The following is a 25886-nucleotide window of genomic DNA, read 5'->3' as shown; positions in this document are numbered from 1 at the left end:
AGACCTCTCTAAGAAGGGGATCGGCCGGATCCGGTCCGCGCACGGTCCGCTCCATCTCCCGCCGATGTCACGGACGACCCGGCCGACCGGCGACAGCAGCGCAGACGACGATCACCGCGGCGGTCAGGAGCAGCATCGTCGACCCGGTGGCGATCGGTGCCAGGGCGGCGAAGGCCAGGGGGAGGAAGAACCCGAGGTAGCTCAGGGCGTAGAAGGTCGCGGTGAGTCCGGCGAGTTCCTCGGGTCGGGCGAGCGACTGCGTGAGAGCCAGTCCCGCGACCATGCACAGGCCGTAGCCGCAGCCGAACACCGGCGCGGCCAGCACGACGATCAGAGGCTGGCCGGTGACGGAAGCGAGCGCGAGGATGCAGGCACCGAGCGCGACGCAGATCGCGCCCACGGGCCCGCTCCGGCCACGAAGCACTCGATCGATCGGCGCCGAGGCGAGCTGGGTCGCGGTGCCGCTCCCGAGGGTGAGGAGGGTGACCAGGGTCGCGAAGATGACCTGCGACGAGCCGACCTGATCTTTGACGAGGGACGGGCCGAACGCGAACGACAACGCCGCCGCACCGAAGATCCAGGGCGCGGTCGGGGCGACCCGCGTCCAGAACGTGGCGTGCGCGTGCTGCGGGATGCACATCTCGCGCAGTCCGAGCCCCCGGGAGACTCCGACACGCTCCGTGTTGTCGACGCCGACCACGGCAGCGAAAGCCACGAGGCAGGCGACGACGTGCACCGCATAGGGGACGACGGTGGGCAGCGCGACGAACTGCGCCAGCACGCCCGCGATTCCGGCGCCGCCACCGAACCCGATCGACAGCGCCAGCGAGGCGCGTCTCGCTCCCGGCGCACCGCATCCCTCGGCCACGGCGAGTTGCTTGAGCCAGCTGCTCCCGGCGACCATGGCCGCAGCGACACCGAGTCCGCTCAGCATGCGCCCGAGGCACATCACGATCATGACTGCTCCGCCGGACGCGATCAGAGCACTGCCCGCCGCGGCGATCACGAGAGCCGCCAGGATGATCGGCTTCCGGCCGAAGCGGTCGGACAACGAGCCCGACAGGACGAAGCCAGGCACGAGACCCAGCACGTAGAACGCAAGGAAGAGATCGACGTCGACCTGCGTGTAGCCGATCACGTCGCGGTAGAGCGGCATGAGGGGCAGGAACTGATTCCCGCCCCAGCCGAGAACCACCATGGCGGCGGCAACGCGTCGCCATCGCGGGGGACGGTGGTGGCGGACCGTCCGAGACCTGGCGGTGCCGACGACGACAGGTTCGGCGCTCATGCCGTCGCCGTCGCATCTCCGGTCTCCATCGGCGACCCGGCGTCCGCTCCCCACTCGGACCACGATCCCGGATACAGGCGCGCGCCCTGGATCCCGGCGTACTCCAGGGCGAGCAGATCGGTGCACGCCGTCACCCCGCTGCCGCAGTAGACGGCGACCCGGCTGTCGACGTCGATTCCCTGCTCCGCGTAGAGCTCGCGAAGGAGGGCAGGATGCCGGAAGAAACCGTTCTCGTCCAGATTCGATGCCCAGGGAACGTTGACCGCGCCGGGCACGTGGCCGTGCCGCGGGTCGAGCGGGACCTCCGCCTCGCCGGTGTACCTCTCACGGGCGCGGGCGTCGACGAGGACGTCGAATGCGCTCTTATCCGCGACCGCGCCCTGGTCGACGAAGCGGTCAGCGGGCCACGGCCGAGGATCGCGCGTCACCGGAGCGCGGGTGACGTCGCCGCGCTCCAGATCACCGTGCCAGGCGGACATCCCGCCGTCGAGGAGGGCGGCCGGCTGACCGAGTGCCCGCAGGAGCCACACGAGGCGTCCGGCCGTGGATCCCGAGGTGTCGTCGTAGGCGATGACGGTGGCATCCTGCCCGATGCCGCGGTTTCCCAACGACGCGGCGAAGTGCTCCGGGGTCGGCAGGGGGTGGCGCGCCCCACCGGGATCCGCGGGAGACGACAGGTCGCCGTCGATGCTCACCCAGACGGCGCCGGGCAGATGGCCCTGTCGGTAGGCGGCTTCGCCGTCACGGCCGTCGCTGTACCAGCGCACGTCGACCAGCACGACCTCGTCGGCGTGGTCGCGGTACCACTCGGGCTGGACGACGGCGGGCAGGATCACGATGGTGCTCCTCGGATCGAAGGTCGGTGGGGGAGGGGCGAGCTGACGAGGGAGAACTCGCCACCTCACTATCCTCCGATGTCCGTGGACCGAGCAGAAGACGCCGCCACTCCGTATGCGGCCGCGGCACCGCCGACGGCCCGCACACCGCAGCGCGTCGCATGATGGAGACATGTTCATCCCGACCCGAGCGGCCGGCCTCGAGGCGCTCGACGAGTTCGTGCCCCGCGCAGGCGGCTTCTACGCTCGCGACCGCAATCACGACCTCGGGGCGTCCCGGAGCAACGTCTCCGGACTGTCTCCCTATCTGCGCCACGGGCTCGTCACCGAGCACGAGGTCGTGGCGGCCGTGCTCGAGCGGCACAGCCTCCGCGCCGCCGAGAAGTTCGTGCAGGAGGTGTTCTGGCGCACCTACTGGAAGGGCTGGCTGGAGCAGAACCCCGAGGTCTGGCGCCGCTACCGCCGCGAGGTGACCGGGTTCGCGGCCGCCGAGCTTCCATCCGGATACGCCGACGCCGTCGCGGGGCGGACCGGGATCGACGCGATGGACGCCTGGGTCAGGGAGCTCGTCGAGACCGGCTACCTGCACAACCACACCCGCATGTGGTTCGCGAGCATCTGGATCTTCACGCTCGGCCTGCCCTGGCAGCTCGGCGCGGACTTCTTCTACCGGCACCTCCTCGACGGGGATGCCGCGTCCAACACGCTGTCGTGGCGGTGGGTGGCCGGCCTGCAGACGTCCGGCAAGACGTACCTGGCGACGGCCTCGAACATCTCGCGCTACACGGACGGCCGGTTCTCCCCGGACGGTCTGGCCACCTCGGCCCGGGCGCTCGCGGAGGAGGCGCTGCCGCCCCGCACACCGATCGACCCCGACGACGTCGGGGGAGCGGTCGGTACGCGCGCCGGTCTCCTCCTGCACGAGGAGGATCTCGACGCGAGGAGCCTCCTCGCGGAGCACCTCGGCCTGGCCGACGACCTGGTGGCGACCGCTGTCTTCGCCGATCCGAGCGACCGTTCGCCGTTCGACGCCTCTGAAGCCGTGAACGCCTTCACGTCCGCCGCCCTCGACGACGTCGCGGCCCGGACACCGGACGCGAGCGGACGTCCCGCTCAGGTGCTGGCCGACGCGACGGCCGAGACGGTCGTGCGGTGGGCACGGGCCGAGGGGCTCGACACGGTGGTCGTGCCGTACGCTCCGGTCGGGCCCGTGCAGGAGCGGCTGGGCATCCTGCGCTCCGCCCTCGCTGCGGAGGGGATCGCGCTGGTCACCGTGCGCCGACGCTGGGACAGCACGGCGTGGCCCTTCGCCTCCCGCGGCTTCTTCCCGTTCAAGGAGAAGATCCCGGCGCTCGTCCGCCGGCTGGACGACTCGGTCGACGCGGAGCGGCTGTTCTAGTGCCGAGCCGCAGCGAGATCCTGAACCTCGACGAGCCGACCGCGGCGCCGCCGGGGGAGAGCCCCTGGGTGGTCGAACCGGTGCAGTCCGCCGTCCTGCTCGCCGAGTACGACCCACGGTGGCCGCTCCTGGCGCAGTCGATCATCGAGCGGGTCGGTGCGGCGCTCGGCCCGCGAGCCCTGCGGATCGAGCACGTCGGGTCCACGGCCGTGGCCGGGCTCGCCGCGAAACCGGTCATCGACCTCGACCTCACGGTCGCCGACCCGGCCGACGAGGGAGGCTGGCTCCCGCCGTTGCAGGAGGAGGGCTTCGTTCTGACGGTCCGCGAGCCGTGGTGGCACGGGCATCGGATGCTGCGCGGCGGTCGGCGGGGAAGTGAGGTCGTGGCTCCTGCGAGCGGTGACCAGGCCGTCAATCTGCACGTGTTCGGCCCCGACAGCCCCGAGCTGGTGAAGCACGTCGTGTTCCGCAACTGGCTGCGAGCGGATGCGGGAGACAGGGAGCTCTACGCGGCGGCGAAGCGCTCGGCGGCGGACGGGCCGGCCCAGCGCGTCATGGACTACAACGCCCGCAAGGAGGCGGTCGTCCACGACATCTATCGGCGAGCTTTCCGCGCCGCAGGATTCCTGGACTGACGGCCCCGAGACGGCTTCCGACGGCCTCGGCGCGACCGGCTACCGCCCGGCGGCGTAGTGGTTCTGGACCTGCTGCGCGGTGAGGACGCTGGAGTAGACCGCCGCGTAGCGGAGCGAGCCGTTGAAGAAGTAGTTGGTGCCGTTGTTCGACCACGCGTTCGTGTTGTCGTAGCCGATCCGCCAGTAGCCGGAGTAGTTCTCCGGGGCCGTGTACGCGGCGTTGGAGGCGACCAGGGCACCGTCGACGTAGAGGCGCATCCCGGTGGACGCCGACATGGTGGCTGTCATCTGGTGCCAGACACCGTCGGTGTACGACTTCGGAGTCGTGAGGATCTGGATACCGCCGTTGTACGTCCCGAAGACGAGCTGCCCGGTGGTCGAGACGTAGACGTGGCGGTCGTACTGCGACGACGAACCCGTCTGCGAGGTTCCGAAACCGATGAGCTTGCCGGCGGCCGTGGTCGTCTTGAACCAGACCTCCTCGCTGAAGGTCGTCGGGTTGACGTACTTCGTCGGCGTGGAGAGATAGCTGGTCGTGCCGTTGAGAACGTACGCGCCGCCGGCGTCCCGCGAGCAGGCGAGGGGCACCGTGGTCGCCGTGGTCATGGCTCCCTGGTACGAGCCGTTCGCCGCGTTTCCGGAGGTGTCCGCCGCCGTCGTCGAGGCGGAGGGCTCGCCGAGCGCGTACTGGAACAGTGCGGTGCCCTTGTCGGCTGCCGCCGCGTCGACGCATTTGAAGTACTGGGCCGTGGCGACCGTGTTGGTGCCGTTGCTCACTTTGGCGGTGAAGCCCGCCATCGCGAGCGGCGTCGTCCCCGCCACGGCGGCGAGGGCGGCGACGGCGAGGACCGCGACGACCGTGGCCAGGGCTCCTGCGCGCACGACTTGCACGGCGCGGATGCCACCGACGCCGCGGACCGGCAGGAGGCGCGTCGTCGCGGCCCGGTGGCGTCGGGCGGGGCTCACGCCTGCTCCTGCTCTTTCGCGGGAAGTCCGACGATGGTCGTCCAGAGCAGGGGGAGGCAGCACACGGCGAGCAGGGCGACCCACTCCCAGACGCTGAGATTCAGGGCGCTGCTCAGCGAGTAGAAGCCGTGGTGGGCGGACGCGGGCACGCTGACCTGACCGACCTGGCCGGTCACGAGGTCGACGTGCGTACCGTGCGCCGCGGCGATCCGGATCGGCAGGAGCCCCGTGGAGACCACCGTGGCCGTCGGAGCGCCGTTCACGACACCGGTGGCCTCGACGACCATGCCGGTGAAGGGGCGGAGGACGAAGGCGGCGATCGAGAGGGCGAGCGAGGAGCCGGCGATCCGGTAGGAGGCACGGTGCGTCGCGTTCCTCATCCGCGCGGTCGCGAGGAAGACGATGACGATCCCGAGGAGGGCGATCGGCAGTCCGCGGATGAGCCAGCCGAGCGCCGGCAGGAGGACGACGGCCTTGCCCACGAGGTCGCGGGAGGAGAGCTGCCACGGGTCGGTGGCGCCGTTGATGTCGCCGCGGGTGGACAGGAGCCCGGTCGGGCCGATCTTCACGACGCGGTGCGTGTAGGTCTCGGAGGGCGTCGTCGGCGGGTGGAAGGCGATGACGTCGCCGACCCGGACGTCGGAGCCGGTGGTCGGCGTGGTCAGCACGAGGGTCCCGACGGGGGCGGCGGTGCCCATCGACGGGGTCTTGACGATGAACCAGGCGCCGCCCTGCAGGTGGAACACGAGCGCCCCGACGAGGACGACCGTGGCCACGGCGACACCGAGGACGGCCAGGACGGTGACGAGCGGGTGGCGTCGCGGCGCGCGGGTGATCTCGGTGAGATCGATGGGCTGGACGGCGGGATCGGCGACGAGGCCACCCACGAGGGGTGCTGCGGTGTCCTGCTGCGTGCTCATGTCGCTCGCCGTCCTTTCTGGTGTCTGTCGCGAAGAAGCCGGGAACGTGTCGGGGGAGGCACGTTCCCGGCCGGCCGGGTTACCGCTTAGCTGGCGTAGTTCCAGACGAGGGGGAGCGACGCCTGCAGGCCCTGGTAGCTGTTGCCCGCGGTCGAGGCGAGGGTGACGGCGAAGGTGAACCCGGTGGTGCCGCCGGCGGCGACGGTCGGGAGGGTGAAGGCGGAGGATCCTGCGAGGGCCGCGAGGGTCCCCGAGTAGACCACCGTGTTCGCGGTCGTGTTGGTGATGACGACGGACAGCTTGGCGCAGACGTCCGTGGCGGACCCGTTGATGGCGCCGGAGTTCGACTGCGCGCAGGTGGCGCCGGGGGTGAGGGTGAAGGTGTTCGCCGTGACGGAGCCGGTGTTCTTGATGCTCATGGCGGTGGTGACCGTCTGGCCGGGGATCATCGTCGTGGATCCGCCGAACTTGTTGATCGTGGCGCAGGTCGCCGTGTTGACCGACGCCGAGCCGCCGTCCGTGGAGGAGCAGGTGACGGTCGCGCCGGCGTTCGTCTCCTGCATCGTCAGGGCGCCGGTCGCGGCGGTGTTGGTGGAGTTGGTGATCTGGGCCGCGAAGCCGGACAGCGTGCCCGTCATGGTCGCGGAGAGGAGGACCGCGGCGAGGACACCCGTCGCGATGGCGATCGGGGCGAAACGGATCCGCTTGCCCTTGACGGGGGAGGTGGTGTTCGACACGGGATGACTCCAGAAATAGATGGGGATGAGGGTAGTTCCGACGTTTCAGTTACACGACGACCATTCGGGTCGGCCATCGGGTAAGTCGGTGGTGAGGTTGCTCAGCGGTGCGATAGCTCAACTGTGCAATAGTTCGATGAGTGAGTAAACGCCCCTTTAAGGGGGACTTCCGACTCGCGGGATGCACTCCTAGCCTGGGAGCGCAGCCACGGACGGCGCACACGAAGGAGAACACGGATGATTTCTGCCACCACCTCGACACCGAAGGAGGCGCTCATGACGATCACCCCTCCGGGGTCCGCCGCCTTCGACTCCGCTGTGTCCGCGCTCTCGAACGCTCTGGTCGAGATCGACGCCGCTCACCGACGCATCCGCCACCGCCTCGCCCACGACCTCGGCTTCTCCACCGTCGAACTCACGGCCGTCTTCGTCATCGGGAACACCGAGGAGTGCACGCCCAAACAGCTGAGCGCCGAGCTGGACCTCTCCACCGGTGCCATCACCGCCATGGTCGATCGCCTGGAGAGGGCGGGGCAGGTCGAACGGATCGCCCACCCCACCGACCGGCGCAGCCAGATCCTCACGCTGACCTTCCGCGGCGAGGAAGCGATGGCCTCGATGCTCGGCCTCTACAACTCGGCGATCGAAGACGTCGTCACGAACTCACCCGGCGTCGTCGACCCCGCGATGATCGACATCCTCCACCGCGCCGCGGCCGCCATCGACGCCGCGGCGACCGAGACCCCTTGAGTCGGAGACGCCCACCAGCTCCCACAGGCGGGCCTGCGCCTCCTCGGCGAACCCCCGGAGGTCCTCGGCGTCCTCGGCGGTGAAGCGCCTCGGCGCGGAGTCCATCACGCACAGAGCGCCCACCCGCTGACCGTCGGGGGAGTGGAGCGGGTACCCGGCGTAGAAGCGGATCCTCGGCTCGCTCGCGACGATCGAGTAGTCCGCGTAGCGCGCATCCGACCGGGCGTCCTCGATCACGAAGATCTTCGAATCGCGGATGGTGACGTCGCAGAACGAGCGGGCCCGGGGGAGCGACACCGGGTTGATCCCGACCGCCGCCTTCATGATCTGGACGTCGCTCTGGATGAGGGTCACCGCCGCGATCTTCGTGTCGAAGAACGTCCGAGCGCCCTCCGCCACGCGGTTCAGGGCCGGGTCGTCGCCCGCGCGGATGTCCATGTCGCGGAGGGATCTCTGCCGGCGGTCCTCGTCGGCGCGATCCGTGCTGAGCGGGGGCAGGCGCGCAGGAGCCTCGGCCGCTGTGATCCGGAGGGCGATGGCGTCCGCCCACCGCCGGTAGAGGTGGGACCCCTCGGGTTCGAAAGCCGCGAGCTGCGTGACGGTGACGGTCGTCACCCGGTCGTGCGCTGCCACGGACTCCTCCGCCGCCGCGTTGAGGAGCTGCACGTGACGATCGACGACGCGGGCGAGAAGGGCCGGGACGCCGGGGTTGTTGCCGAAGAAGGGGATGGGGAGCAGGAAGATCGGAGTCGCCGCGGAGGTGCTCGCCTCCAGTCGGTTCAGCAGGACGTCGAGGTGCCGTCGCCACGTCTGCACGCGGGCCAGCGTCAGCGCCTCGGTCGCGCCGACGGAGACGACGACGATGTCGAAGCAGGCGAGGTCCACCGTGTCGATCGCGTCGGCACAGGTGCGAACCGTCATGTCGCCCCGGACCAGGACCGTGACGTCCGCGCCGCGCTCCGAGCGGGCGGACAGGCCGCGCGCGAGGAACCCGGCGAGACCGAGCTCGTGCGTGACGACCCCGCGCCCGGTGGCGGCGCCGTCTCCGGTCAGCAGGATCTTGTCGGGATCCGGGCCCGCGCAGGAGATCACGGGCGACTCCGGGGGAGTCACCCGGGACCGCCACGAGGACGGACCCGTCGACACCCACAGCGCGATCAGCGGACGGACGACGAGGCGGAGAAGAGGCGATGGCATGCGGCACCCGGGGTCGGCGGGGGCCGAGCGACGGCTCCCGCGGGACGGACCCGCGGCGGTCGACCGCGGGCATGCCGACGGGGTCCCGGGCGACACAGATGATCTGGGCCACACCCTAGCGCGTGCGGGTCGCTGTGCGGGCAGTGACGAGACAGCCCTTCGGGTCGCCGCGAATAGGATCGACCCGTGGAGTCCAAACCCGCATCCGTCCTCAAGGCTCTTCGCGCCGAGATCATCGCCGGCAGCCTCGCCCGAGGCACGCGCCTCAAAGAGGACGCCCTCGCGGACCGCTTCGGGGTCTCCCGCGTGCCGGTCCGAGAGGCGCTGCGACAGCTCGAGACCGAGGGATTCGTCGTCGCCGAGAAGTTCAAGGGTGTCAGCGTCGCCGACTCGTCGGCTGAGGCGGTCATCGAGCTGATGCAGATCCGTCGGGGCCTCGAGGTCCTGGCGGCGGAGCTGGCCGCGGGACGTCGGGGAGGGGACAGTGCCGAGCTCCTGCGCGCGGTCATCGACGAGCAGCGCTCGGACCAGGAGGTGGAGGCCCAGTCGCCCCGCTTCGCCTTTCACCGGCTCGTCGCCCACGCCTCGGGCAACGCACACCTGGAGACGATGATCGAGCGTCTCCTGCACCAGACGGCCTGGGCCTTCGAGCGCGTCACCCGCGAGGAGGTGGCCGAAAGCGGGGGTGACCACGCGGCTGTCGCCCAGGCGATCCTGCGCGGATCCCCCGTCCAGGCGGGCCTCCTCATGGACGAGCACCTCGGAAGAGATGAAGCGATCCTCGACACCCTCGGCCACAGAACGTATACGAAATAGGTTCTCGACCTCCGAATGACGGGTGCGATTCGCCCAATCCAGAGGCCCTTCAGATCTTGAAACAAAGTGTTTCCTCTCCGAAACCAGCTGGAAACACCTTTTCGTATACAAAAGAGTGTCCGTACGGTGCAGAATGAATTCTGGCATCGCCACCTCTTTCCGCTGGAGTCACCCATGACTGCTGTAACGCGCACCACAGCTCCCACCGGCACCACACCGCCCGTCACCACCCCCGACGCCTCCCGGGGCGTCGCCTCCGCCCTCGACTCGATCGGATTCACCCGCGCTCAGTTCGCGGTGCTGATGCTGATCCTGGCGGGGGAGTTCTTCGACACCCTCGAGCAGAACTCCGTCGGTGCGATGGCCACCAACATCAAGGCGTCGCTCCAGATCGGCGATATCCAGCTCACGACGATCAACACCGCCACCGTCCTCGGCGGCCTCGTCGGACGCTTCCTGGCCGGCTGGCTCGCCGACAAGTACGGTCGTCGCTTCTCGCTCGGGCTGAATCTCCTGATCTACACGCTCGGTGGCCTCCTCAGTGCCCTGTCGTTCAACTACGACATGCTGCTCGTCAGCCGGTTCATCGTCGGGATCGGCGTCGGCGGCGAGTTCATGATCGGTATCGCGATGCTGTCCGAGATGGTCGCCACCCGGTACCGCGGCGGTCTCATCGCGACGATCAACGTCGGGGCGGGCGGAATCGGCAACTTCATCTCCTACGGCCTGTTCCTGCTCCTGCTCGGACCGCTCGCCGTGCCTCTGGGCGGTGACGGCCAGGTCTGGCGCTGGACCTTCGTGATCCTCGCTCTTCCGGCCCTGCTCGTCGTGCTCTACCGGCGTCGGCTCCCCGAGACGCCCCGGTGGCTGCTCTCGAAGGGACGCATCGACGAGGCGAATCGCTCGCTGGCGATCCTCGCGTCGAACAGCCTCCGGCCCGCGGCCGACGCGAAGTCGCCGGTGACTCTGACGCCCGCCGATCTGCCGCCTGTCGCTTTCCACTCGTCGCCCGCTGCCGTGTTCCACCGTCTCGTCCTCAAGCGCACCATCGCCATCGGGGTCGCCTCGTGGATGGCCTTCGGATCGCAGGTCACCCTCAACTTCCTGATGCCGACCCTGCTGGTCGAGCGCGGATACACCGTCTCGCAGAGCCTGCTCTACACGATGATCATGAACATCGGTTCGCTCCTCGGCTGCACGGCGGCGGCGTTGCTCGCGAACCGGGTGGGACGCCGCGCCATGGTCACGACGGCCGGGATCCTGGGCTGCCTCACGGCCCTGGCCTTCGCCGCCTTCGGGAACGACACGGCCGCGATCCTGGTGCTCGGCGCGCTGTTCCAGTTCTTCACGATGCTGACAAACACGACCCTCGCGGCCTGGACGGCCGAGGTCTACCCAACCGCTATCCGCGCATCCGGTGCCTCGATCGTGAACGGCATCGGCAACATCGCAGGAGCCGTCATGCCGTTTCTGGCGATCGCCCTCTACGGTTCCTTCGCGTTCGTCGGCGTCTTCGGACTCGCGGCCGTGATGTACGCCATCCTCGTCGTCGCCTCGCGCTTCGCCCCCGAAGCCCGCGGCATCTCCCTCGAAGACGTCAACGAGAACGCCCTGGCGACCGACCGGACCTGACACCGAACGGGTGGGCCGGAGCCTCCGGCCCACCCTCCCACCCCACGATTCCCCTGGAGGAACAATGGACACCCTGAAAATCTCCGCCACCGCCAACGGCCTCAACTACCTGCCGGAGTACGTCGCCGTCCAGGGCGGCCTCTTCGCCGAGCGCGGCCTCCGGGTCGCCGCCACAGCGCGCGACCCGTGGACGGGCGTGCTCGACGACATCGAGTCGGGTGCCGCCGATCTTGCTCTCGGTGGACTCTGGGTCCCCGCGATGTACGCCGGGACGACTCGCCGACTCAGTGTCGTGGGGCAGCTCAACCACAGGTTCCCCATGACGATCGTGTCGCGAACCGAGACCGAGCCCATCACGCTCGATCAGCTCGCGGGGAAGGTCGTCCTCGCCCCGGGAGCCGGCGGTAGCGCCCCCTACGAGTTCACTGCCGGCCTGATCCGCGAAGCGGGTCTCGACGTCTCGAAGACCAGGTTCGTCCGCGATCTCTCGACGTCGATGCTGATCGAGCTCTACCGAGGCGGCCTCGGCGACGCCATCATCCTCGATCTCGTCTCCGCCGAGGAACTCGTGGCAGCGGGCGGTGGCACCATCGTCTTCCGTCATCTCCAGTCGGGCGGAGTGATGCCGAACAGCGTCTACTACTGCCTCACCGAGCGAGTCGAGGAGCTGACGGACCGCATCGACCGCTTCATGGACGGTATCGCCGCGGCCATGACCCGGATCAACCTGCACGCCGCCGACAGCGAGATCGAGGCCGTTCTGGCTGCTCGCTGGCCGGACAAGGACTCCACGCTCCTGCGCCGCGCAGCCGACGACATGGCGGCGGGCGGTGTCTGGGACTCCGCCGTGGTGGACCGCGACGCCTCCGACCGCTGGATGAGCATCCTCTTCGACGGCGGCCTCACCACGCACAGGCCTTCGCTCGAGGAGCTTCTCGGTGCGCCCGCCGCCGTGAACGCCCGATGACGTTCGTCCTCGGCGCCGCGGAGATCGGAACCGTCATCGGCGATGTCGACGTCGTCGGGGCTGTCGAGGCCATCCACGCCGATCTGGGTTCCGGCGCCATGACGCAGCCGGCGCCGGTGGCTCTGACCGGCTCGGACGACGCCGTCTTCCTGCCCATGGCCGTCCGATCCGACCGCCTCGGCCTCGTCGCAGTCAAGCTCATGGCCGACATCCCGGAGAACGTCGCGAGGGGTCTGCCCACGCAGCGGTCCACGATCCTCGTCTCCTCGACGGTCACGGGCGAGTGCGTCGCCATCCTGGACGGCATGGCCATCACGCGCCGACGGACGGCGGCCGCCTCGGTCGTGGCCACTCGGCGGTTGGCTCGCTCGGACAGCAGGATCCTCGGGCTCGTCGGGGCGGGCAATCTCGCGACCGAGCACGCACGGGCCTTCGCCGCCGCGCGACCCTTCGAACGCATCGTCGTCTGGTCGCGGTCACCCACCACGGTCGAGCGCTTCCTCGGCGAGCTCGACGCCGACCTCGCGGGGCGCTGTTCCGTCGCCTCGGGACCGCAGGACGTCGTGGAGCGATCCGACGTGGTCTGCACCCTGACGCCGTCCGTCGAACCGGTGGTCCTCGGGGCCTGGCTGCACTCCGGGCAGCACGTCAATGCCGTCGGTGCTCGGCCGCGGCCGACCCACCGAGAGCTCGACGGGGAGGCTATGGCGCGGGCGACCGTGTTCGTCGACAGTCGCGCGACCGCGATGGCCAAGTCGGGGGACCTCCTCGTGGCCGTGGCCGAGGGGCTCCTGCCGGTCGGAGGGCACTACGCCGAACTGGGCGAAGTCATCGCGGGCGCGGCCGTCGGCAGGACCAGCGCCGACGAGATCACCGTGTTCGACTCCGTCGGTGTCGGAGCGCAGGATCTGGCCGTCGCCGCACGCGTCATCGACCTGGCCCGGGAACGCGGAATCGGAACCCCTGTCGCCGTCGCGCCCGGATCCTCGGCCCCGCTCACCCGGTTCGCCGGAGCCGCGTCGTGATCCGCATCGCCGTCGTCAACTGCAACACGACCGTGTCGATGACGGAGACCGCCGCATCACGCGCTCGGCTCGCCGTCGGACCGGACGTGGAGGTCGTCGGCATCACGCCCGCCTGGGGAGTGGCCTCCGCCGAAGGGTGGTACGACAGTTTCATCAGCGCCGCCGCCGTCCTCCAGACGCTCGAGCGTCTGTCCGACGACATCGACGGTGTCGTCCTGGCGGGCTTTGGAGAGCACGGACGAGAGGGTGCTCGCGAACTCCTCTCCATCCCGGTGGTCGACATCACCGAGGCCGCCGCGCACCTCGCCATGACCCTCGGACGCCGCTACGGGGTGGTCACCACCGTGAGGCGCGCTGTCGGACAGATCGAGGACAGCCTGACGACGGCAGGTCTCATCGACCGCTGTGCCGCGATCGAGGACACCGGGCTCGGCGTCCTGGAACTCGACGAAGACCCGTTCGCGACGGCGGAAGCGTTCGTCGAGGCCGGACGGCGAGCAATCACGAAGGGCGCCGAGGTAATCTGCCTGGGCTGTGCCGGTATGGCCGGGCTGGAAAAGCACGTGCGCGGACGCCTCCCCGTACCGGTCGTCGACGGCGTCGCGGCCGCTGCCGCCCTCGTCGAGACCCTGATCCGCCAGGGGCTCTCCACGAGCAAGATCGACTCGTTCGCCACGCCGTTGACGAAGCGCCGCAGCTGGAGCGCCTGACGGGACCGTCCCAGGAGATGCCCCGCCCGGATCTGCCGGGGTCAGGCTCCGCCGAACCGTTCCGTCCGGATGCTCGCCGGGTCGTGACCGCGCGCGATCAGCAGGTCGGTGACCGCGGCCACGAACGAGGTGCGGCCGCAGACGAAGACCGTCCCGGCGCCGGGCTCCTGGACGAAGGCCGCGATGTCGCCGGCCGTGAGGCGCCCCGCCGGTCGAACCTCCCCGGCGGGCGCCTCGCGCGAGTAGGCGACGTCGACCCCGATGCCCGGGACTTCGGCGAGGCGGCGCAACTCGTCGCCGAAGTAGAGGGATTCGGGGGTGCGGACGGAGGTGAGGAGGCGCATCGGCACGGGGCTCCTGCCGGCCACCCGCGCGCGGAGCATCGCGACCAGGGGAGCGACGCCGGACCCGCCGCCGATGAGCTGCACCGGGTCGGGGTCGGTGTCACGCCACACGAACCAGCCGCCGATGGGGCCGCGGACCTCGAGCGCATCCTGCGGTTCCAGACCCTGGACGAGGTAGGGCGACACCTCGCCCTCGGGGAGTTCCTCGACCGTGATCTCGACCTCGTCGTCGGCCAGCGGGACGCCGAGGGGGCCCCCGACGGGAGTCGCCGAAAGGGAGTACGACCGGACCGCCTGGTAGCCGTCGTCGGCCGTGAGCCGGATGTCGATGTGCTGTCCGGCGACGACGGGGCCGAGGCCGTCGACCCGGAGCCGGATGCTGCGCGCCGTCGGAGTCTCCGTGCGGGCGGCGACGCAGACGGCGGGGCGCCAGGAGCCGGTCACGCGTAGCGCTCTTCCTTCCACGGGTCGCCGTGGTTGTGGTAGCCGTAGTTCTCCCAGAACCCGGGCCGGTCGGTCGCCATGGTCTGGAGACCCTGGAGCCACTTGGCGCTCTTCCAGAAGTACAGGTGCGGCACGAAGAGCCTCGCCGGCCCGCCGTGCTCGGACCGGAGGGGTGCGCCTTCGAACTCGTGAACGACCCACGCTTTGCCGCCGAGCAGGTCGGCGAGCGGCAGGTTCGTCGTGTAGCCGCCGTAGCAGTGGGCCATCGCGAACCGGTGCTCGGTGGCGAGGCCCTCGAAGAGCGTGTCGACGGAGACGCCGCGCCAGTGCGTGCCGAGCTTCGACCAGCTCGTGACGCAGTGGATGTCGGTGGCGACGTCCTCCTGCGGGAGGGCGAGGAACTCCTCCCACGACCAGGAGCGGCTGCCCACGTCGGTGGCGAGCTGGAGTTCCCACACCGTGATGGTGGGGTCGGGGCCGGTCGAGAGCACCGGGAACCCCTTCTCGAGGTACTGACCCGGCGGCAGCGCGGGATCGGCGTTGCGGCGGCTCGCGAAACCGGTGAATCCGGCCATGGCATCTCCCTCGGGCGGCGGCGTGGATGGGGTGTGGCTCATTCTCGTCGATGGCGCGCGGGACATCCACCGCGGCTGGCCTAGTGTGACCGGATGGGTGGAACCGGAGACAACCACGCGCACGTCGATCGATCACGACGCGGGACGTCGTCCAGCGAAGCGCGACCGTCCGCGTCAGCGAGAGCTCGGCCTCGCGCCGTCCTCCTCGACTTCCACAACACGACGGCGGTCGTGCGATCGTTCGAGACATGGGTCGACGATGCAGGATCGCTGACGTCGAGCCGTCCTTCCTCACGGCCGGTGCTCGTCGAACGACTGCGCAACGTCTGGAGCGATGCGAAGAAGTCGTTCCCCGCCGCGGACTGGGATCTCGACCCCGAAGTGCACCGGCAGGCTTTCGTGTCGACGCTGAGCCACGACGGAGCGGTCCCCGTCGACCTGGCCCGCGCTCTCTACGAGACGATGCCGAACCAGTGGGTGCTGAACGACGGCGCGGCGGACTTCGTTCGCCGAGCGTCTGAGGCGGGGATCCGCTTGGCCATCGTTTCGAACATCGCTCTGGACATACGCCCCGCACTTTCGGGCTGGGGCATCGCCTCCGCACTGGACGCGGTGGTCCTCTCCTATGAGGTCGGGTATGTGAAACCCGACCCGCGCATCTTCCAACGTGCAGCAGATCTGCTCGGCACGGACCCGAGCGAGTGTCTGATGATCGGCGACTCGGCACACGACGACGTCGGCGGTGCTGCTCTGGGCATGCAGTGCCTGATCTCACGACCCGACCAGATGTGGAGGGCGTTCGCGCTCGCCAGCCCGGAGTGACCGCGACACGACGCTCCGGAGCGGCACGCCCCGAGATCGATCTCGCAGCCGTGGCGACGTCTAGTGCCCGGGAACGGGAGTGCCCTGGTGGAACCGGAGGACGGGGCCGGGCGTCTGCCACAGGGAGCTGTGGCGGCTCGTCTCGTCACCGCGACGGATGACGTAGGTCACGAGGACGAGGTCGGGGCCGACCCGGTTGAACGACCAGTCGGAGGTGTCGGGCACGTCGCGAGGCGCCTCGTCACGGAGGGACGCGACGATCTCGTCCCGGTTCCAGCGTCGTCCCGAGCGACCGATCTCCGCGAAGTCGGGGGCGAGGAGGTCGGCTAGGCGTTCCCGGTCGTGTCGCACGCTCGAGGAGAGCAGTGCCAGTTCGGCGTCGCGGATCGGCTCGTGCTCGGCGGTCAGCGGCTTCCACATCCGGTCACCCTAGCGCGGTCGGAGCCGTCCTCCTCGGGCACCTCGATCGCCGGAAGGTCGGGGTGCGCGACGATCCGCCGGATCAGGGCCGCCGAACCACCCACGATGGTCACGTCGAGGTCGATGTCGCTGGCGACGAGCCACGCGTGGTCGGCGGGCCAGATCAGCTGGAGGCCGTCCGAGAGGTCGATGTCGTGCTCGGCGAGGTCAGCGAGATCGCGCACGGTGGCCGGCCCGAGGAGGTACTCGCGGCCCGGCAGCTCCAGGAACGTGCCCGCGGGCCCGAGAGGCAGGATGCCCGCCCGCAGTCGAGCGTTCGCCTCGGCGAGGAGCCGCTCCATGAGGGCATCCCGCTCGGCCGCGGTCGGCGCGGGCTGAGCATCCGGCGCGTCCCCCTCGACCATGACGATGCCGCGACCGGTCGACGACCCCTCCCGTGTGCGAGCGAAGCCGTTCCAGACGCCGACGGTGACGTCGTCGGGCGTCGAGGTCGCCGCCTCGAGAAGCGAGGCGAGGGAGCGCAGGAGCCGCGGCTCCAGCCACCCCTCCGGTGCCGCGCCCGCCGCGGTGCCGTCGCCGGACGCCTCCGCCGGGTGCGGGATGCGCGCGGACGCCTCCCACCCGCTCCCGGCCACGGTCGGGACGCCGCGGCCGTCGTCGGTGATGCGCTCCCGGAGCCAGTCGCCGCGGCCGATGTCGTCGATCCACTTCACGCTGCCAGTGTGAGGCACGGACGTTCCCGCCGGAAGGACGGTGCCGCGGCTCATACTGGTCCGGGACGACCGGATCGAGACGGCCCCGAGAGCACGTGCCCCGACGGGCGGAGGGAGACAGCGGATGACCGGAGACGCTCGACGCACGGTGCTCGTCGTGGCGATCCTCGCGTCCTTCGTGGCTTTCCTCGACGGGTCGATCGTGACGGTGGCGCTGCCCGCCCTGGCGCGCGACCTCGGGGGAGGGGTGACCCTCCAGCAGTGGGTCGTCGACGCCTACCTCCTGACCCTCGGGTCGCTCATGCTCGTGGCGGGATCGCTCTCCGACCTCTTCGGGCGGCTGCGCATCCTGACGGCCGGACTGATCGGATTCGCCGCCACGTCGCTCCTGGCGGCCTTCGCCCCGAACGCCGAGCTCCTGATCGCCGCCCGCGCCCTCCAGGGGGTGGCCGGAGCCCTCCTGGTCCCGTCGAGCCTCGCGCTGATCACGGCGACCTTCACCGGGGTCGCCATGTCGAAGGCGATCGGAACCTGGACCGCGTGGACCGGCGTCGCCTTCCTCGTCGGGCCGCTGGTGGGCGGCGCCCTCGTCGACTCGCTGGGTTGGCGGTGGGTCTTCGGCATCGTCGTGCTGCCCGCCGCCCTCACGCTGCTGCTCGTCGCGAGGCTCCCGAAGGACGCCCACCGCGGCGTCGACGGGTCGACGCACATCGACGTGCCGGGCGCCGTGCTGGGGGCCCTGGGTCTCGCCGGCCCCGTGTTCGCCCTGATCGAGGGAACGCGGATCGGATTCGGCGACCCGCTGGTCGTCACCGCGCTGGTCGTCGGCGTGCTCTGCCTCGTCGCCTTCGTCCTCTGGGAGCGACGCGCGGCCCACCCGATGATGCCGCTGCGGCTCTTCCGCGTCCGGGCATTCGCGGTCGGCAACCTCGCGACCGCCGGCATCTACGCGTCCGTGAGTCTCGCGACGCTGATGATCCCCCTGGTCGTGCAGGAGATCGGCCATCTCCCGGCCACGGTCTCCGGCCTCGTGACGCTGCCGATCACGCTGCTGTCGCTGGCCCTCTCCAGCAGGATCGGGGTCTGGTCCGGTCGGTTCGGACCGCGCGTCTTCATGACCGTCGGCCCGCTCATCACGGCCGGGGGATTCGCGTGGATGCTCCGCGTGGGCGAACCGCTCGACGTGTGGTGGCAGATCCTGCCCGGTGTCCTGCTGTTCGGCCTCGGGATGACCGTCACCGTCACTCCGCTCACGTCGATGGTCCTCGGCGACGTCCGGGCGGACGAGGCCGGGATCGCCTCCGCCGTCAACAACGCGATCGCCCGCGTGGCGGGGTTGGTCGCCATCGCCTTCGTCGGCGTCATCACCGGCGGCGTCCTGACCGTGCCGGGCTTCCACCGGGTGATCGTCGTCGTGGTGGTGCTCCTCGTCGTGAGCGCGGCTGTGTCGGGGATCGGTCTGCGCTCGCGGGAGCGCGTCCCGGATCCGCACCCCGTCCGCTGAGCCGGGCCGGGTGTCAGCGGCGCGACGGAGGGTACGCCGGCTCGGCGGTCAGGCCGAGACCGCGCGGGCCGTTCGCCGCGATCTCGAGGTCTCGGAGCCACCGCTCGTTGATCTCCCCGGCGGAGTGCGTCGAATAGCTGAATCGCAGCGGGACACCGGGCGCCACCCACAGGGCGCCCCTTCCGCTGCCGAACTCCGGCCGTTCCCGCCAGGAGAACAGAAACGCCTCCCGCCGGCGGAGCTTGGAGCCGATCACGATCTCCAGGTGCCGGAGGGGACGGTCGTCGATCTCGACGGGGATCGCGGAGTAGGTCATTCGTCCCACGGGGAGCCTCCTCGCGTCCCGAACCGGTGAGGGGAGGTGCCGCGACCTCGGGCGGCCGCGGCACCTCGGTGCCGTCGGGGTGATGCGCCGTGCCATGGGCCGAGCCGATGTAGGGGTCATCGGGACGAGTGGCGACGAGAAAGCGCATCTCGGCAACCGCTTCAGGATCAGGTGCGGACACCGAGGCGAACGGCACGCTCGTTCGCGACATGATCGGAACACCCGGATCTTTCCGGGTGCGGTGACGATTCTTCGGATCGTCCTCCAGCCGTGAACAGATCGGAACGAGGACTGTGAGGTGGCCCTCGTCGGGTTACCTCCAACATGGAACAACTACATTGTCGAACTACTCGGATCTGGAGTAAAGGGCCTTGCTCGAAGAATTTCCGAGCGGTATAAGTGACGGACCGCCGTCCCGACCCGAAACGGACGGCCCGAGCGAGGAGCCCCCCGTCTATCGCCTCATCGGAGACACGCACACCCTGGGCGGGCTGCCGGGTGCGGCTCAGGAGTTCCTCCGCGCTCTCGACTCGGTCCGGAAGACGCTGGCCGCCGATGCGGGCGTGTCCGGCACGGAGCTCCGGGCCCTTTCTCGGGTCGCGGAGGGACGGAGCGTCACTCCCAAGGCTCTCGCCGAGTTCCTCGAGATGTCGACCCCGGCCGTGACCTCCGTGACGACCGCCCTCGTGGGTCGCGGCCTGCTGACGCGGTCGGAGAACCCCAGCGACCGGCGGAGCCTCCTCCTCGAGCTGACGCCCGAGGGGCACCGCATCATGGAGACCACCTACACCGCCTTCCAAGCGGCGATCGCCGGGGCGGCCGCCGGGCTCGACGCGACCCAGGTGGCCGGGCTCGAGCACGGACTCTCGGCGATGGCGGAGTCCTTGGCCGAGGCGCCACGGCCTTCCGGCTCGGGGTACATCGTCGGTCCCGCGTAACGCGGACTGGGGGGAGACAATGCCGGCCAGCTGCGGCATCCTGGTCAGCGACTTCATCTCGGCCACGATTCACCACCGTGCGACGCCGGGTGGGCGCGATCAGGAGCGACGAGCATGACCGACACGTACACGACCCCCGAGCAGATCCCCGAGGACAGGCCCGCGACACCGGCCGACCCCGGCGTCCCGGCTGCGTTCGCCGATCACCCCGTGACTCCTGCGACCGAATTTCTGCGCGGCTCCTGGTCCGGGGACGACATCGACGGCGCCCGTCGCCAGCTCGAGGAGTCCCTGGACGGGCGTCAGTTCCGGGCGCGGCCGGCGTCCGGGGACTTCGCCTACCGGTTCGCGACGGCAGGAGACGCGCGGCTGAGCGTGCAGACCGGCACCTTCCGCGGACACCTGCAGGGCGTCATCCCGTGGTCGCGCGACTACGTCGTGTCGTGGTTCCAGGCCGGTTCCGTGACGATCGACTACCCCCGGGGCCAGCTGACCAGCGTCGGTGCGCGCCCGTTCCTCACGCCGACGGAGACGTCGTTCTCGTTCGCGATGACGCCGCACCGGCACGGCATCGTGCAGATCGACGCGACGTTCCTCGAGGACATCGCCGCCGAGCGGCACGGCGGGCCGTCCCAGCGGATCGTCTTCGACTACGACGCCGTCCCCTCCGACGAGGATCTCGCCGCCTGGCGGAAGGTCCTCGGCGACGTGACGCCGATCATCGTCGCCGAGGGGTCGTCCGGAGCCGCTCGGCTCGCCGCGCAGACCCTGCTGGTGCTCGCCCTCCTCGACCTGTTCCCCTGGCGCGCGGTCGACGTGCCCGTCGCGATCCGCACCGAGCGCACCCGACGTCTGCGCCTGGCCGCCGAGTACGTCCACGCGCACGCGGACGAGCCGATCACGTCGGCGGACATCGCCGTCGCCTCCGGACTCCACCCGCGCTCGCTGCAGGCCCAGATGAGCGAGCACCTCGGTGCGTCCCCGACCGGCTACCTGCGCACCGTGCGCCTCGATCGCGTCCGCCAGGACCTCCTCTCCGGCCGACCCGGCGAGACGCGGGTGTCGGAGGTCGCCCGTCGGTGGTGCTTCGGCAATCTCGGCCGGTTCTCGGCGTCGTACGTCGACCGGTTCGGCGAGCTGCCCCGCGAGACGCTCGCCCGCTAGGACGCCGAGCGCCGCGACAGGACCGGGGCGTAGCCTTCACGCGATCGGCGAGGGCCGCCCGGCCCCCGCCCGGAACAGGCGGATCCCTCCCGCGGGAGCACGACCCGCCGCGAGGCGGGAGGCCCCCCTTGACCCTGACCGACATCGACACCGCGACCACCACCGGCACCCTCACCTCCGCCGGGCCGCTGCTCTTCCGCCCCGACGTCTCGCCCGACGGAACGGCCGTCCTCTTCGCCGCCGACGTCGCGCGCGCGACGATCGTGGCGTTCGAGCTGCCGGTTGACGCAGGCGGCGCGGGCGACGCGGGAGCGGACGGCGCGGGCGACGCGGCGGAGGTCGCCGTCGAACGGCTCGGCACGAAGCTCGCCGCGCTCCTGGGGGTCGAGCGGCAGGATGCGGTCGTGCGCGGTCTCGCCGTGCATCCTGCGACCCGCGACGTGTACCTCTCGGTCGCGCGCGGACGCGGCGCGCAAGCGGGTACGGCCATCGTCCGCGCCACCGGCGACGGCGACCTGACCGTCGTCGAGCTCGACGACCTCCCCGCGACCTCCTTCGCCCTCGACGACGCCCCCGCCGCCGACGACGAGCGCACCGACGTCTGGCTGGACGGCACCGATCCGGCCTCGGCGCCGCGTGAGATCCACGGCGTCACCCTCGACATCGCGCAGGTGCCGCTCCAGCGGTCCAGCATCACCGACCTCGCCTGGCTCGACGGCACCCTCGTCGTCGCGGGCCTGAGCAACGAGGAGTTCACCTCCCGACTCCGCCAGGTCGCCTATCCCTTCGACGGGGCGGTGACGGAGACGTCGGTCGAGATCTTCCACGTCGACCACGGCAAGTACGAGACGCAGTCGCCGATCCGCGCGCTCACGACCTTCGACGGCGGCTCGAGCATCCTGGCCACCTACACCTGCACGCCGGTCGTCTCCTTCCCGGTCGATGCGCTGCGGGGCGGCGGACTCGTCCGCGGTCGCACGGTCGCGGAGCTCGGCCCGATGAACCAGCCGTTCAGCATCGTCTCCTACGAGCGCGACGGCGAGGAGTTCCTGCTCGTCTCGAACACGCGGCACCCGCTCCTGAAGATCCCGGCGGCGTCCATCGACGGGCAGGAGCATCTCGACCTCCCCCTCTCCGACCCCGAGCACTCGCTCGGCATCCCCCGCGAGAGCCTCGACCACCCGGGAGTCACCTGGATGGCGAACCTCGACCGCGGAAGCGTCGTCGTGGTCCAGGCGACCGGCGACGACACCCGTTTGCACACCTTCCGCGCGGCCGACCTCTGAGCGGGATCGACGCGTCCTGGAGCGACGGCACCGTCGTCGTCCGCGGCGCCCACCTCCCTGACGGCATCGCGGTCGTGCCGGTCGGGGCGCTCGACCTGGGGCAGGAGCTGGTGGTTACCGCCGGCTCCTGGGTGAGCGACGGCGACGAGGCGAGGTTCACCCCCCGGTTCGCCACGGTTCCGGGAACCCGGTTCGCCGTCGTCGCGCGGCAGGCCGGGCCCGGCTCGGCCTGGCGGGAGCTGGGGCGCGTCGTCGTCCCGGACACCGTGGCCGCGCCGACCACCGTCGTCGAGCGGATCGAGCCCTCCGTCGGGGAGGTGCCCGAGAACATCCTGCGGTTCGCCGTGACCTTCTCCGCACCGATGGAGGAGGGGTCGGCGTCCGGGCGGCTCCGGCTGCTCGACGAGGCCGGGGGAGAGCTGGCCGGGACGCTCCTCGACATGCCGCCGGAACTCTGGGACCGCGACCGCCGCCGGCTCACCGTGCTGCTCGAGCCGGGGCGGATCAAGCGCGGCCTCCAGCCGAACGTGCAGGCCGGGCCGCCGCTCCGCGAGGGCGGCAGCGTGACGCTCGTCGTCGACGCGACGATCCGCGACGCGACGGGGGCCAGCCTGGTGAGCGAGGTGCGACGGACCTACCGCGTCGCCCCGCCGATCCGGACCCGCCTCGATCCCGCCCGCTGGCAGGTCACCTGGCCCGAAGGCCCGCAGGATGCCCTGAACGTCGTCTTCGACCGCCCCCTCGACCCCGTGCTGGCGCTCCGCTGCCTCTGGGCGACCGATGAGCACGGGCTGGCGACCCCCGGGGCGGCGTCGCTCGATCCCGAGGCCCGCGTCTGGACCTTCGTCCCCGCCTCCGGAGCCGCGCCGCATGCCCTGCACGTCGACGTGCGCCTCGAGGACCTCGCCGGCAACTCCGTCCGACGCGTGTTCGACCGCGACCTCGCGGCGCCCGGCGACGTCGGGATCGACGCCGCCGAGGTGGTGCTCAGGAGTCGCGGTGGCGCCGACGACGGGCCGCTGCGAGAAGCGCCCCACCCGCGGTGAGAGCCCCGAGGGCCCACGCCATCGCCGAGCCCGGGTTCGACCCGGTGAAGGCGAGCTGCGTGACAGCCGCCGGAGCGACCGCCACCGCGCGCGGCGTCCCCGTCAGGTGGACCAGGCTGACCTTCCCGGCGACGGAGTAGTCGGCGGTCGCCGCACCGCCGTTACGGGTGGTGAACGAGGTGAGCAGGTAGTTGCCCGGCACCCGCGACAGGGTCGCCGTCCAGGTGCCGTCTGCGCCGACGCGGATCGTGCCGTCGTCGGTGGGGAGGTCGGACGTCGCGGCAGGATCCCCGGTGCCGACGGCCGCGGGGGCGAGGAGCTTCCTGCCCACCGGCTCGAGCGGCGCGCCCTGGCCGGCGTCGGCGAAGAGGGTCGGGTAGAGGCCCTGCAGGTAGTCGAGGGCCGGCTGGGCCTTCTCCTCGTAGAGGACGACGTCGCTGCCCGGCGTCCCGGTCCCCGAGACGGTCATGTCGACCTTGCCGACGGCGGTGGCACTCGGCACGCCCTTCACCGGGATGCCGTACTTCTCGACGAGCTCGTCGAGGGTGTCGGGGAAATCGATGTCGCGCGGGGCCGACACGCGGGCCAGCGCGGAGAGGGTGCGGACCGCGGACTGGGTCGGGGTGACGGCGGTGTCCGGGTGCTGCGCGCGGGTCTGCATCCTGCGCTCCGCCGTCAGCTTGGCGGCCTGCGAGAGCGGGTGCTGCGTGCGAGCCGGAGCCGACACGCGTGTGGCGCTCGCGGGGGACCAAGTCGTGAAGGAGTAGCTGCCGTTACCGGGGTTGAAGTCGGCCGAGAAGGGGAGGTCGCCGTAGTTCGGGGTCGAGATCACCGGCGGGAGGATCGCGCCGGGTGTGCGATCGACGGTGAAGGTGATGGCCGGGGAGAGGTCCGACTCGACGGTCGTCTCCTCGTAGTTCTCGTTCATCTTCGCCTGGGTGGCGGTCACGGACACGGTGCCGAAGTCGACGAAGAGGTCGCCCGACCAGTTCCCGTTGTCGTCGACGGTGATGTCGTCCCACTGACCGCCGCTGTAGTCGGAGAACGGGTCGTCGCTCTCGACGTACAGGAAGATGCTCTCGCCGGGGGTTCCCGTGCCCTCGAGGACCACGCGATCGTTGGGCGTGCCGTCGGAGAACGGTGCGGGGACGGTCTGGTATGTCTCGCCCGACGGAGTCGAGATCGCGGGAACGGCGCTCGTCGGGGCGTCGAACACCACCACGAAGTCGACCTCGGTGAGCTGCTTCGCTCCGCTGGTGCCGAAGAGGCTGAGGTACTGCTGGTAGCCGTCGTCGGTGGTGAAGGTGAGGGGGATCGAGAACGTCGTCGCGGTCGTCGTGAGGCGGGCGATGACGTCGCCGTTCCCGTTCGTGACCTGGAGCTTCGAGCCGACGGGGGCCTGGCCCTCCAGCGTGACGACGCGGTCGCCGGTCACGCGGACGGAGCCATCGGCGTCGAGCGTGGGGGATGTCAGCGCGAGGTCCGTCGGTGCGGCGACGCGGGCCGCAGGAGTCGCGGTGGCGCCGGGGCGCGCGGCTGCGGTCGGCGTCGGGGCCGGTGCCGACGTCGGCGCGGGTGCGGTCGACGGGGTCGCGGTCGCGGTCGGCGTCGCGGCGGGGCTCGCCGTGACCGGTGCCTCCTGCGTCGTGGGCGCCGCCACCGCGGGCGCGGCGACGAAGGCGGCTCCGCCGACGCTCAGGACGAGGACGGCGGGGACGGCGAGACGGCGGGAAAAAGCGGAGCTCTTCACGGGCAGGACACTACTTTCGGCGTGAGTCGAGCACGTCTCCGACCGCTCCGACCCACCCCGAGCGAGGATTCCGCGCGGTGATCGCGCGCGGTTCGATCACGGTAGCAGCGCGGGGCCCCCGGGGGGACGCTCGTGCGTCCCCAGAACGGGGGACGCGCTGGGCACGCTCGGGTGCGCGGCGGAAATCGTGGTCTTTCCGGTCGAAACCGGCCGCAGGGGCCGCTCTGCGGCGGAGAAGACCGCTCTTTCCGACGCTCGCCCACCGCGCATCAGTCGGAGACCGCCGCCACCGCCTCGATCTCGACAAGCTGCCCCTCGTAGCCGAGGACCGTCACCCCCAGCAGCGTGCTCGGCACGTCGTGCTCGCCGAACGCCTCGCGGACGACGGCCCAGGCAGCCCCGAGGTCGCTGCGGTCCGTGGAGGCGACCAGGATGCGCGTGCTGATGACGTCCTCGAGCGAGGCGCCCGCATCCTGCAGGGCCGTGACCAGGTTCGCGAGGCAGGCCGCGGCCTGGCCCGCGACGTCGCCGCGAGCCACCGTCGCCCCGTTCCGGTCGAGGGGGCAGGAGCCGGCCAGGAACACGAGCCGCGCGCTCGCCGGAGCCGTGGCGGCGTAGGCGTACTCGACGCCTCCGTACAGGGACGGGGAGCGGATCAGGGAGACGGCCTTCGGCAC

The 25886-nt window shown here is 70.8% G+C and carries 27 protein-coding genes; 14 read left to right on the top strand and 13 right to left on the bottom strand.

Going from position 1 to position 25886, the window contains the following annotated elements:
- Window positions 1–67: 67 nt before the first annotated feature.
- Entirely contained in the window at window positions 68–1288 is a 1221-nt protein-coding gene (locus AS850_RS15780; RefSeq protein WP_119869984.1) for an MFS transporter, read from the bottom strand.
- On the bottom strand, window positions 1285–2124 hold the full coding sequence (locus AS850_RS15775) for a sulfurtransferase (protein WP_216819795.1): 840 nt from the start codon (window positions 2122–2124) through the stop codon (window positions 1285–1287). Before AS850_RS15775 ends, AS850_RS15780 begins: the two co-directional genes overlap by 4 nt.
- 172 nt (window positions 2125–2296) lie before the next feature.
- Between AS850_RS15775 and AS850_RS15770 the strand changes: the two genes are divergently transcribed.
- Window positions 2297–3523 (top strand): FAD-binding domain-containing protein, encoded by a 1227-nt coding sequence (locus AS850_RS15770; RefSeq protein ID WP_119869982.1) that lies wholly within the window; start codon window positions 2297–2299, stop codon window positions 3521–3523.
- A complete protein-coding gene (locus AS850_RS15765) occupies window positions 3523–4158 on the top strand; it encodes a GrpB family protein (RefSeq protein ID WP_119869981.1) in 636 nt (211 codons plus the stop codon). Before AS850_RS15770 ends, AS850_RS15765 begins: the two co-directional genes overlap by 1 nt.
- A 39-nt stretch (window positions 4159–4197) precedes the next feature.
- Here AS850_RS15765 and AS850_RS15760 read toward each other — a convergent pair whose 3' ends face one another.
- The 3 genes from AS850_RS15760 to AS850_RS15750 all read right to left on the bottom strand — a co-directional run bounded on the left by AS850_RS15760 (window position 4198) and on the right by AS850_RS15750 (window position 6781).
- Window positions 4198–5124, bottom strand: coding sequence for a LamG domain-containing protein (locus AS850_RS15760; protein ID WP_236940768.1), 927 nt, complete (start codon window positions 5122–5124; stop codon window positions 4198–4200).
- On the bottom strand, window positions 5121–6044 hold the full coding sequence (locus AS850_RS15755; RefSeq protein ID WP_119869980.1) for a signal peptidase I: 924 nt from the start codon (window positions 6042–6044) through the stop codon (window positions 5121–5123). Before AS850_RS15755 ends, AS850_RS15760 begins: the two co-directional genes overlap by 4 nt.
- Window positions 6045–6130: 86 nt before the next feature.
- Window positions 6131–6781, bottom strand: coding sequence for a hypothetical protein (locus tag AS850_RS15750; protein WP_119869979.1), 651 nt, complete (start codon window positions 6779–6781; stop codon window positions 6131–6133).
- 237 nt (window positions 6782–7018) lie between these two features.
- On the opposite strand from AS850_RS15750, the gene AS850_RS15745 reads away from it, so the two are divergent.
- On the top strand, window positions 7019–7531 hold the full coding sequence (locus AS850_RS15745; protein ID WP_119869978.1) for a MarR family winged helix-turn-helix transcriptional regulator: 513 nt from the start codon (window positions 7019–7021) through the stop codon (window positions 7529–7531).
- Here the strand turns inward: AS850_RS15745 and AS850_RS15740 are convergent.
- Window positions 7445–8728 carry a GAF domain-containing protein gene (locus AS850_RS15740; RefSeq protein WP_119869977.1) on the bottom strand — a complete coding sequence of 428 codons (1284 nt, stop codon included), beginning with the start codon at window positions 8726–8728 and terminating at the stop codon, window positions 7445–7447. The genes AS850_RS15745 and AS850_RS15740 overlap by 87 nt on opposite strands.
- Before the next feature lie 186 nt (window positions 8729–8914).
- On the opposite strand from AS850_RS15740, the gene AS850_RS15735 reads away from it, so the two are divergent.
- From AS850_RS15735 to AS850_RS15715, 5 genes are all read left to right on the top strand, one after another.
- Window positions 8915–9544 carry a GntR family transcriptional regulator gene (locus AS850_RS15735; protein ID WP_119869976.1) on the top strand — a complete coding sequence of 210 codons (630 nt, stop codon included), beginning with the start codon at window positions 8915–8917 and terminating at the stop codon, window positions 9542–9544.
- Window positions 9545–9718: 174 nt separating this feature from the next.
- On the top strand, window positions 9719–11176 hold the full coding sequence (locus tag AS850_RS15730) for an MFS transporter (RefSeq protein WP_236940767.1): 1458 nt from the start codon (window positions 9719–9721) through the stop codon (window positions 11174–11176).
- A 64-nt stretch (window positions 11177–11240) separates the two neighbouring features.
- Window positions 11241–12143, top strand: a complete 903-nt coding sequence (locus tag AS850_RS15725; protein WP_119869975.1) for an ABC transporter substrate-binding protein — start codon at window positions 11241–11243, stop codon at window positions 12141–12143.
- Entirely contained in the window at window positions 12140–13168 is a 1029-nt protein-coding gene (locus AS850_RS15720) for an ornithine cyclodeaminase family protein (RefSeq protein WP_119869974.1), read from the top strand. Before AS850_RS15725 ends, AS850_RS15720 begins: the two co-directional genes overlap by 4 nt.
- Window positions 13165–13878 (top strand): aspartate/glutamate racemase family protein, encoded by a 714-nt coding sequence (locus AS850_RS15715; protein ID WP_335589175.1) that lies wholly within the window; start codon window positions 13165–13167, stop codon window positions 13876–13878. The genes AS850_RS15720 and AS850_RS15715 overlap by 4 nt, the downstream gene beginning before the upstream one ends.
- A 41-nt stretch (window positions 13879–13919) precedes the next feature.
- Here the strand turns inward: AS850_RS15715 and AS850_RS15710 are convergent, their stop codons facing one another.
- Both AS850_RS15710 and AS850_RS15705 read right to left on the bottom strand, forming a co-directional pair.
- Window positions 13920–14666 carry an FAD-binding oxidoreductase gene (locus tag AS850_RS15710; protein ID WP_119869973.1) on the bottom strand — a complete coding sequence of 249 codons (747 nt, stop codon included), beginning with the start codon at window positions 14664–14666 and terminating at the stop codon, window positions 13920–13922.
- Complete coding sequence (locus tag AS850_RS15705; protein WP_119869972.1) at window positions 14663–15241, bottom strand: molybdopterin-dependent oxidoreductase; 579 nt, start codon at window positions 15239–15241, stop codon at window positions 14663–14665. Before AS850_RS15705 ends, AS850_RS15710 begins: the two co-directional genes overlap by 4 nt.
- A 231-nt stretch (window positions 15242–15472) precedes the next feature.
- Here AS850_RS15705 and AS850_RS15700 point away from each other — a divergent pair, with 231 nt between their 5' ends.
- Window positions 15473–16063 (top strand): HAD family hydrolase, encoded by a 591-nt coding sequence (locus AS850_RS15700; RefSeq protein WP_164088491.1) that lies wholly within the window; start codon window positions 15473–15475, stop codon window positions 16061–16063.
- Between the two features lie 60 nt (window positions 16064–16123).
- Here the strand turns inward: AS850_RS15700 and AS850_RS15695 are convergent, their stop codons facing one another.
- Window positions 16124–16483, bottom strand: a complete 360-nt coding sequence (locus AS850_RS15695; RefSeq protein ID WP_119869970.1) for a nuclear transport factor 2 family protein — start codon at window positions 16481–16483, stop codon at window positions 16124–16126.
- On the bottom strand, window positions 16468–17196 hold the full coding sequence (locus AS850_RS15690; RefSeq protein WP_123955555.1) for a hypothetical protein: 729 nt from the start codon (window positions 17194–17196) through the stop codon (window positions 16468–16470). The genes AS850_RS15695 and AS850_RS15690 overlap by 16 nt, the downstream gene beginning before the upstream one ends.
- A gap of 124 nt (window positions 17197–17320) precedes the next feature.
- Between AS850_RS15690 and AS850_RS15685 the strand changes: the two genes are divergently transcribed.
- Window positions 17321–18700: an MFS transporter gene (locus AS850_RS15685; RefSeq protein WP_119869968.1), complete on the top strand. Its 1380-nt coding sequence runs from the start codon at window positions 17321–17323 to the stop codon at window positions 18698–18700.
- 13 nt (window positions 18701–18713) lie between these two features.
- Here AS850_RS15685 and AS850_RS15680 read toward each other — a convergent pair whose 3' ends face one another.
- Window positions 18714–19016: a DUF7882 family protein gene (locus AS850_RS15680; protein ID WP_119869967.1), complete on the bottom strand. Its 303-nt coding sequence runs from the start codon at window positions 19014–19016 to the stop codon at window positions 18714–18716.
- 380 nt (window positions 19017–19396) lie between these two features.
- On the opposite strand from AS850_RS15680, the gene AS850_RS15675 reads away from it, so the two are divergent.
- The 4 genes from AS850_RS15675 to AS850_RS15660 all read left to right on the top strand — a co-directional run bounded on the left by AS850_RS15675 (window position 19397) and on the right by AS850_RS15660 (window position 23459).
- Window positions 19397–19963 carry a MarR family winged helix-turn-helix transcriptional regulator gene (locus AS850_RS15675; RefSeq protein ID WP_119869966.1) on the top strand — a complete coding sequence of 189 codons (567 nt, stop codon included), beginning with the start codon at window positions 19397–19399 and terminating at the stop codon, window positions 19961–19963.
- Between the two features lie 114 nt (window positions 19964–20077).
- A complete protein-coding gene (locus AS850_RS15670) occupies window positions 20078–21127 on the top strand; it encodes a helix-turn-helix domain-containing protein (RefSeq protein ID WP_119869965.1) in 1050 nt (349 codons plus the stop codon).
- 128 nt (window positions 21128–21255) lie between these two features.
- Window positions 21256–22413, top strand: coding sequence for a hypothetical protein (locus AS850_RS15665; protein WP_119869964.1), 1158 nt, complete (start codon window positions 21256–21258; stop codon window positions 22411–22413).
- Between the two features lie 74 nt (window positions 22414–22487).
- Window positions 22488–23459, top strand: a complete 972-nt coding sequence (locus AS850_RS15660) for a hypothetical protein (protein ID WP_119869963.1) — start codon at window positions 22488–22490, stop codon at window positions 23457–23459.
- Here the strand turns inward: AS850_RS15660 and AS850_RS16610 are convergent.
- A complete protein-coding gene (locus AS850_RS16610; protein WP_164088490.1) occupies window positions 23401–25209 on the bottom strand; it encodes a hypothetical protein in 1809 nt (602 codons plus the stop codon). The two genes, AS850_RS15660 and AS850_RS16610, sit on opposite strands and share 59 nt — an antisense overlap.
- Window positions 25210–25478: 269 nt before the next feature.
- Window positions 25479–25886 carry a RidA family protein gene (locus AS850_RS15645; protein WP_119869962.1) on the bottom strand — a complete coding sequence of 136 codons (408 nt, stop codon included), beginning with the start codon at window positions 25884–25886 and terminating at the stop codon, window positions 25479–25481.

This window comes from Frondihabitans sp. 762G35 (genome assembly GCF_002074055.1).
Taxonomy (GTDB): Bacteria; Actinomycetota; Actinomycetes; order Actinomycetales; family Microbacteriaceae; genus Frondihabitans.
Note: the sequence above shows the minus strand (reverse complement) of the source record. Positions and strands in the feature narration are given on the sequence as shown.

Coding starts and splice junctions, on each gene's coding strand:
- AS850_RS15780 (WP_119869984.1), bottom strand. CDS start 1,288: ATGAGCGCCGAACCTGTCGTCGTCGGCACCGCCAGGTCTCGGACGGTC.
- AS850_RS15770 (WP_119869982.1), top strand. CDS start 2,297: ATGTTCATCCCGACCCGAGCGGCCGGCCTCGAGGCGCTCGACGAGTTC.
- AS850_RS15755 (WP_119869980.1), bottom strand. CDS start 6,044: ATGAGCACGCAGCAGGACACCGCAGCACCCCTCGTGGGTGGCCTCGTC.
- AS850_RS15745 (WP_119869978.1), top strand. CDS start 7,019: ATGATTTCTGCCACCACCTCGACACCGAAGGAGGCGCTCATGACGATC.
- AS850_RS15740 (WP_119869977.1), bottom strand. CDS start 8,728: ATGCCATCGCCTCTTCTCCGCCTCGTCGTCCGTCCGCTGATCGCGCTG.
- AS850_RS15730 (WP_236940767.1), top strand. CDS start 9,719: ATGACTGCTGTAACGCGCACCACAGCTCCCACCGGCACCACACCGCCC.
- AS850_RS15725 (WP_119869975.1), top strand. CDS start 11,241: ATGGACACCCTGAAAATCTCCGCCACCGCCAACGGCCTCAACTACCTG.
- AS850_RS15720 (WP_119869974.1), top strand. CDS start 12,140: ATGACGTTCGTCCTCGGCGCCGCGGAGATCGGAACCGTCATCGGCGAT.
- AS850_RS15705 (WP_119869972.1), bottom strand. CDS start 15,241: ATGGCCGGATTCACCGGTTTCGCGAGCCGCCGCAACGCCGATCCCGCG.
- AS850_RS15695 (WP_119869970.1), bottom strand. CDS start 16,483: ATGTGGAAGCCGCTGACCGCCGAGCACGAGCCGATCCGCGACGCCGAA.
- AS850_RS15685 (WP_119869968.1), top strand. CDS start 17,321: ATGACCGGAGACGCTCGACGCACGGTGCTCGTCGTGGCGATCCTCGCG.
- AS850_RS15680 (WP_119869967.1), bottom strand. CDS start 19,016: ATGACCTACTCCGCGATCCCCGTCGAGATCGACGACCGTCCCCTCCGG.
- AS850_RS15670 (WP_119869965.1), top strand. CDS start 20,078: ATGACCGACACGTACACGACCCCCGAGCAGATCCCCGAGGACAGGCCC.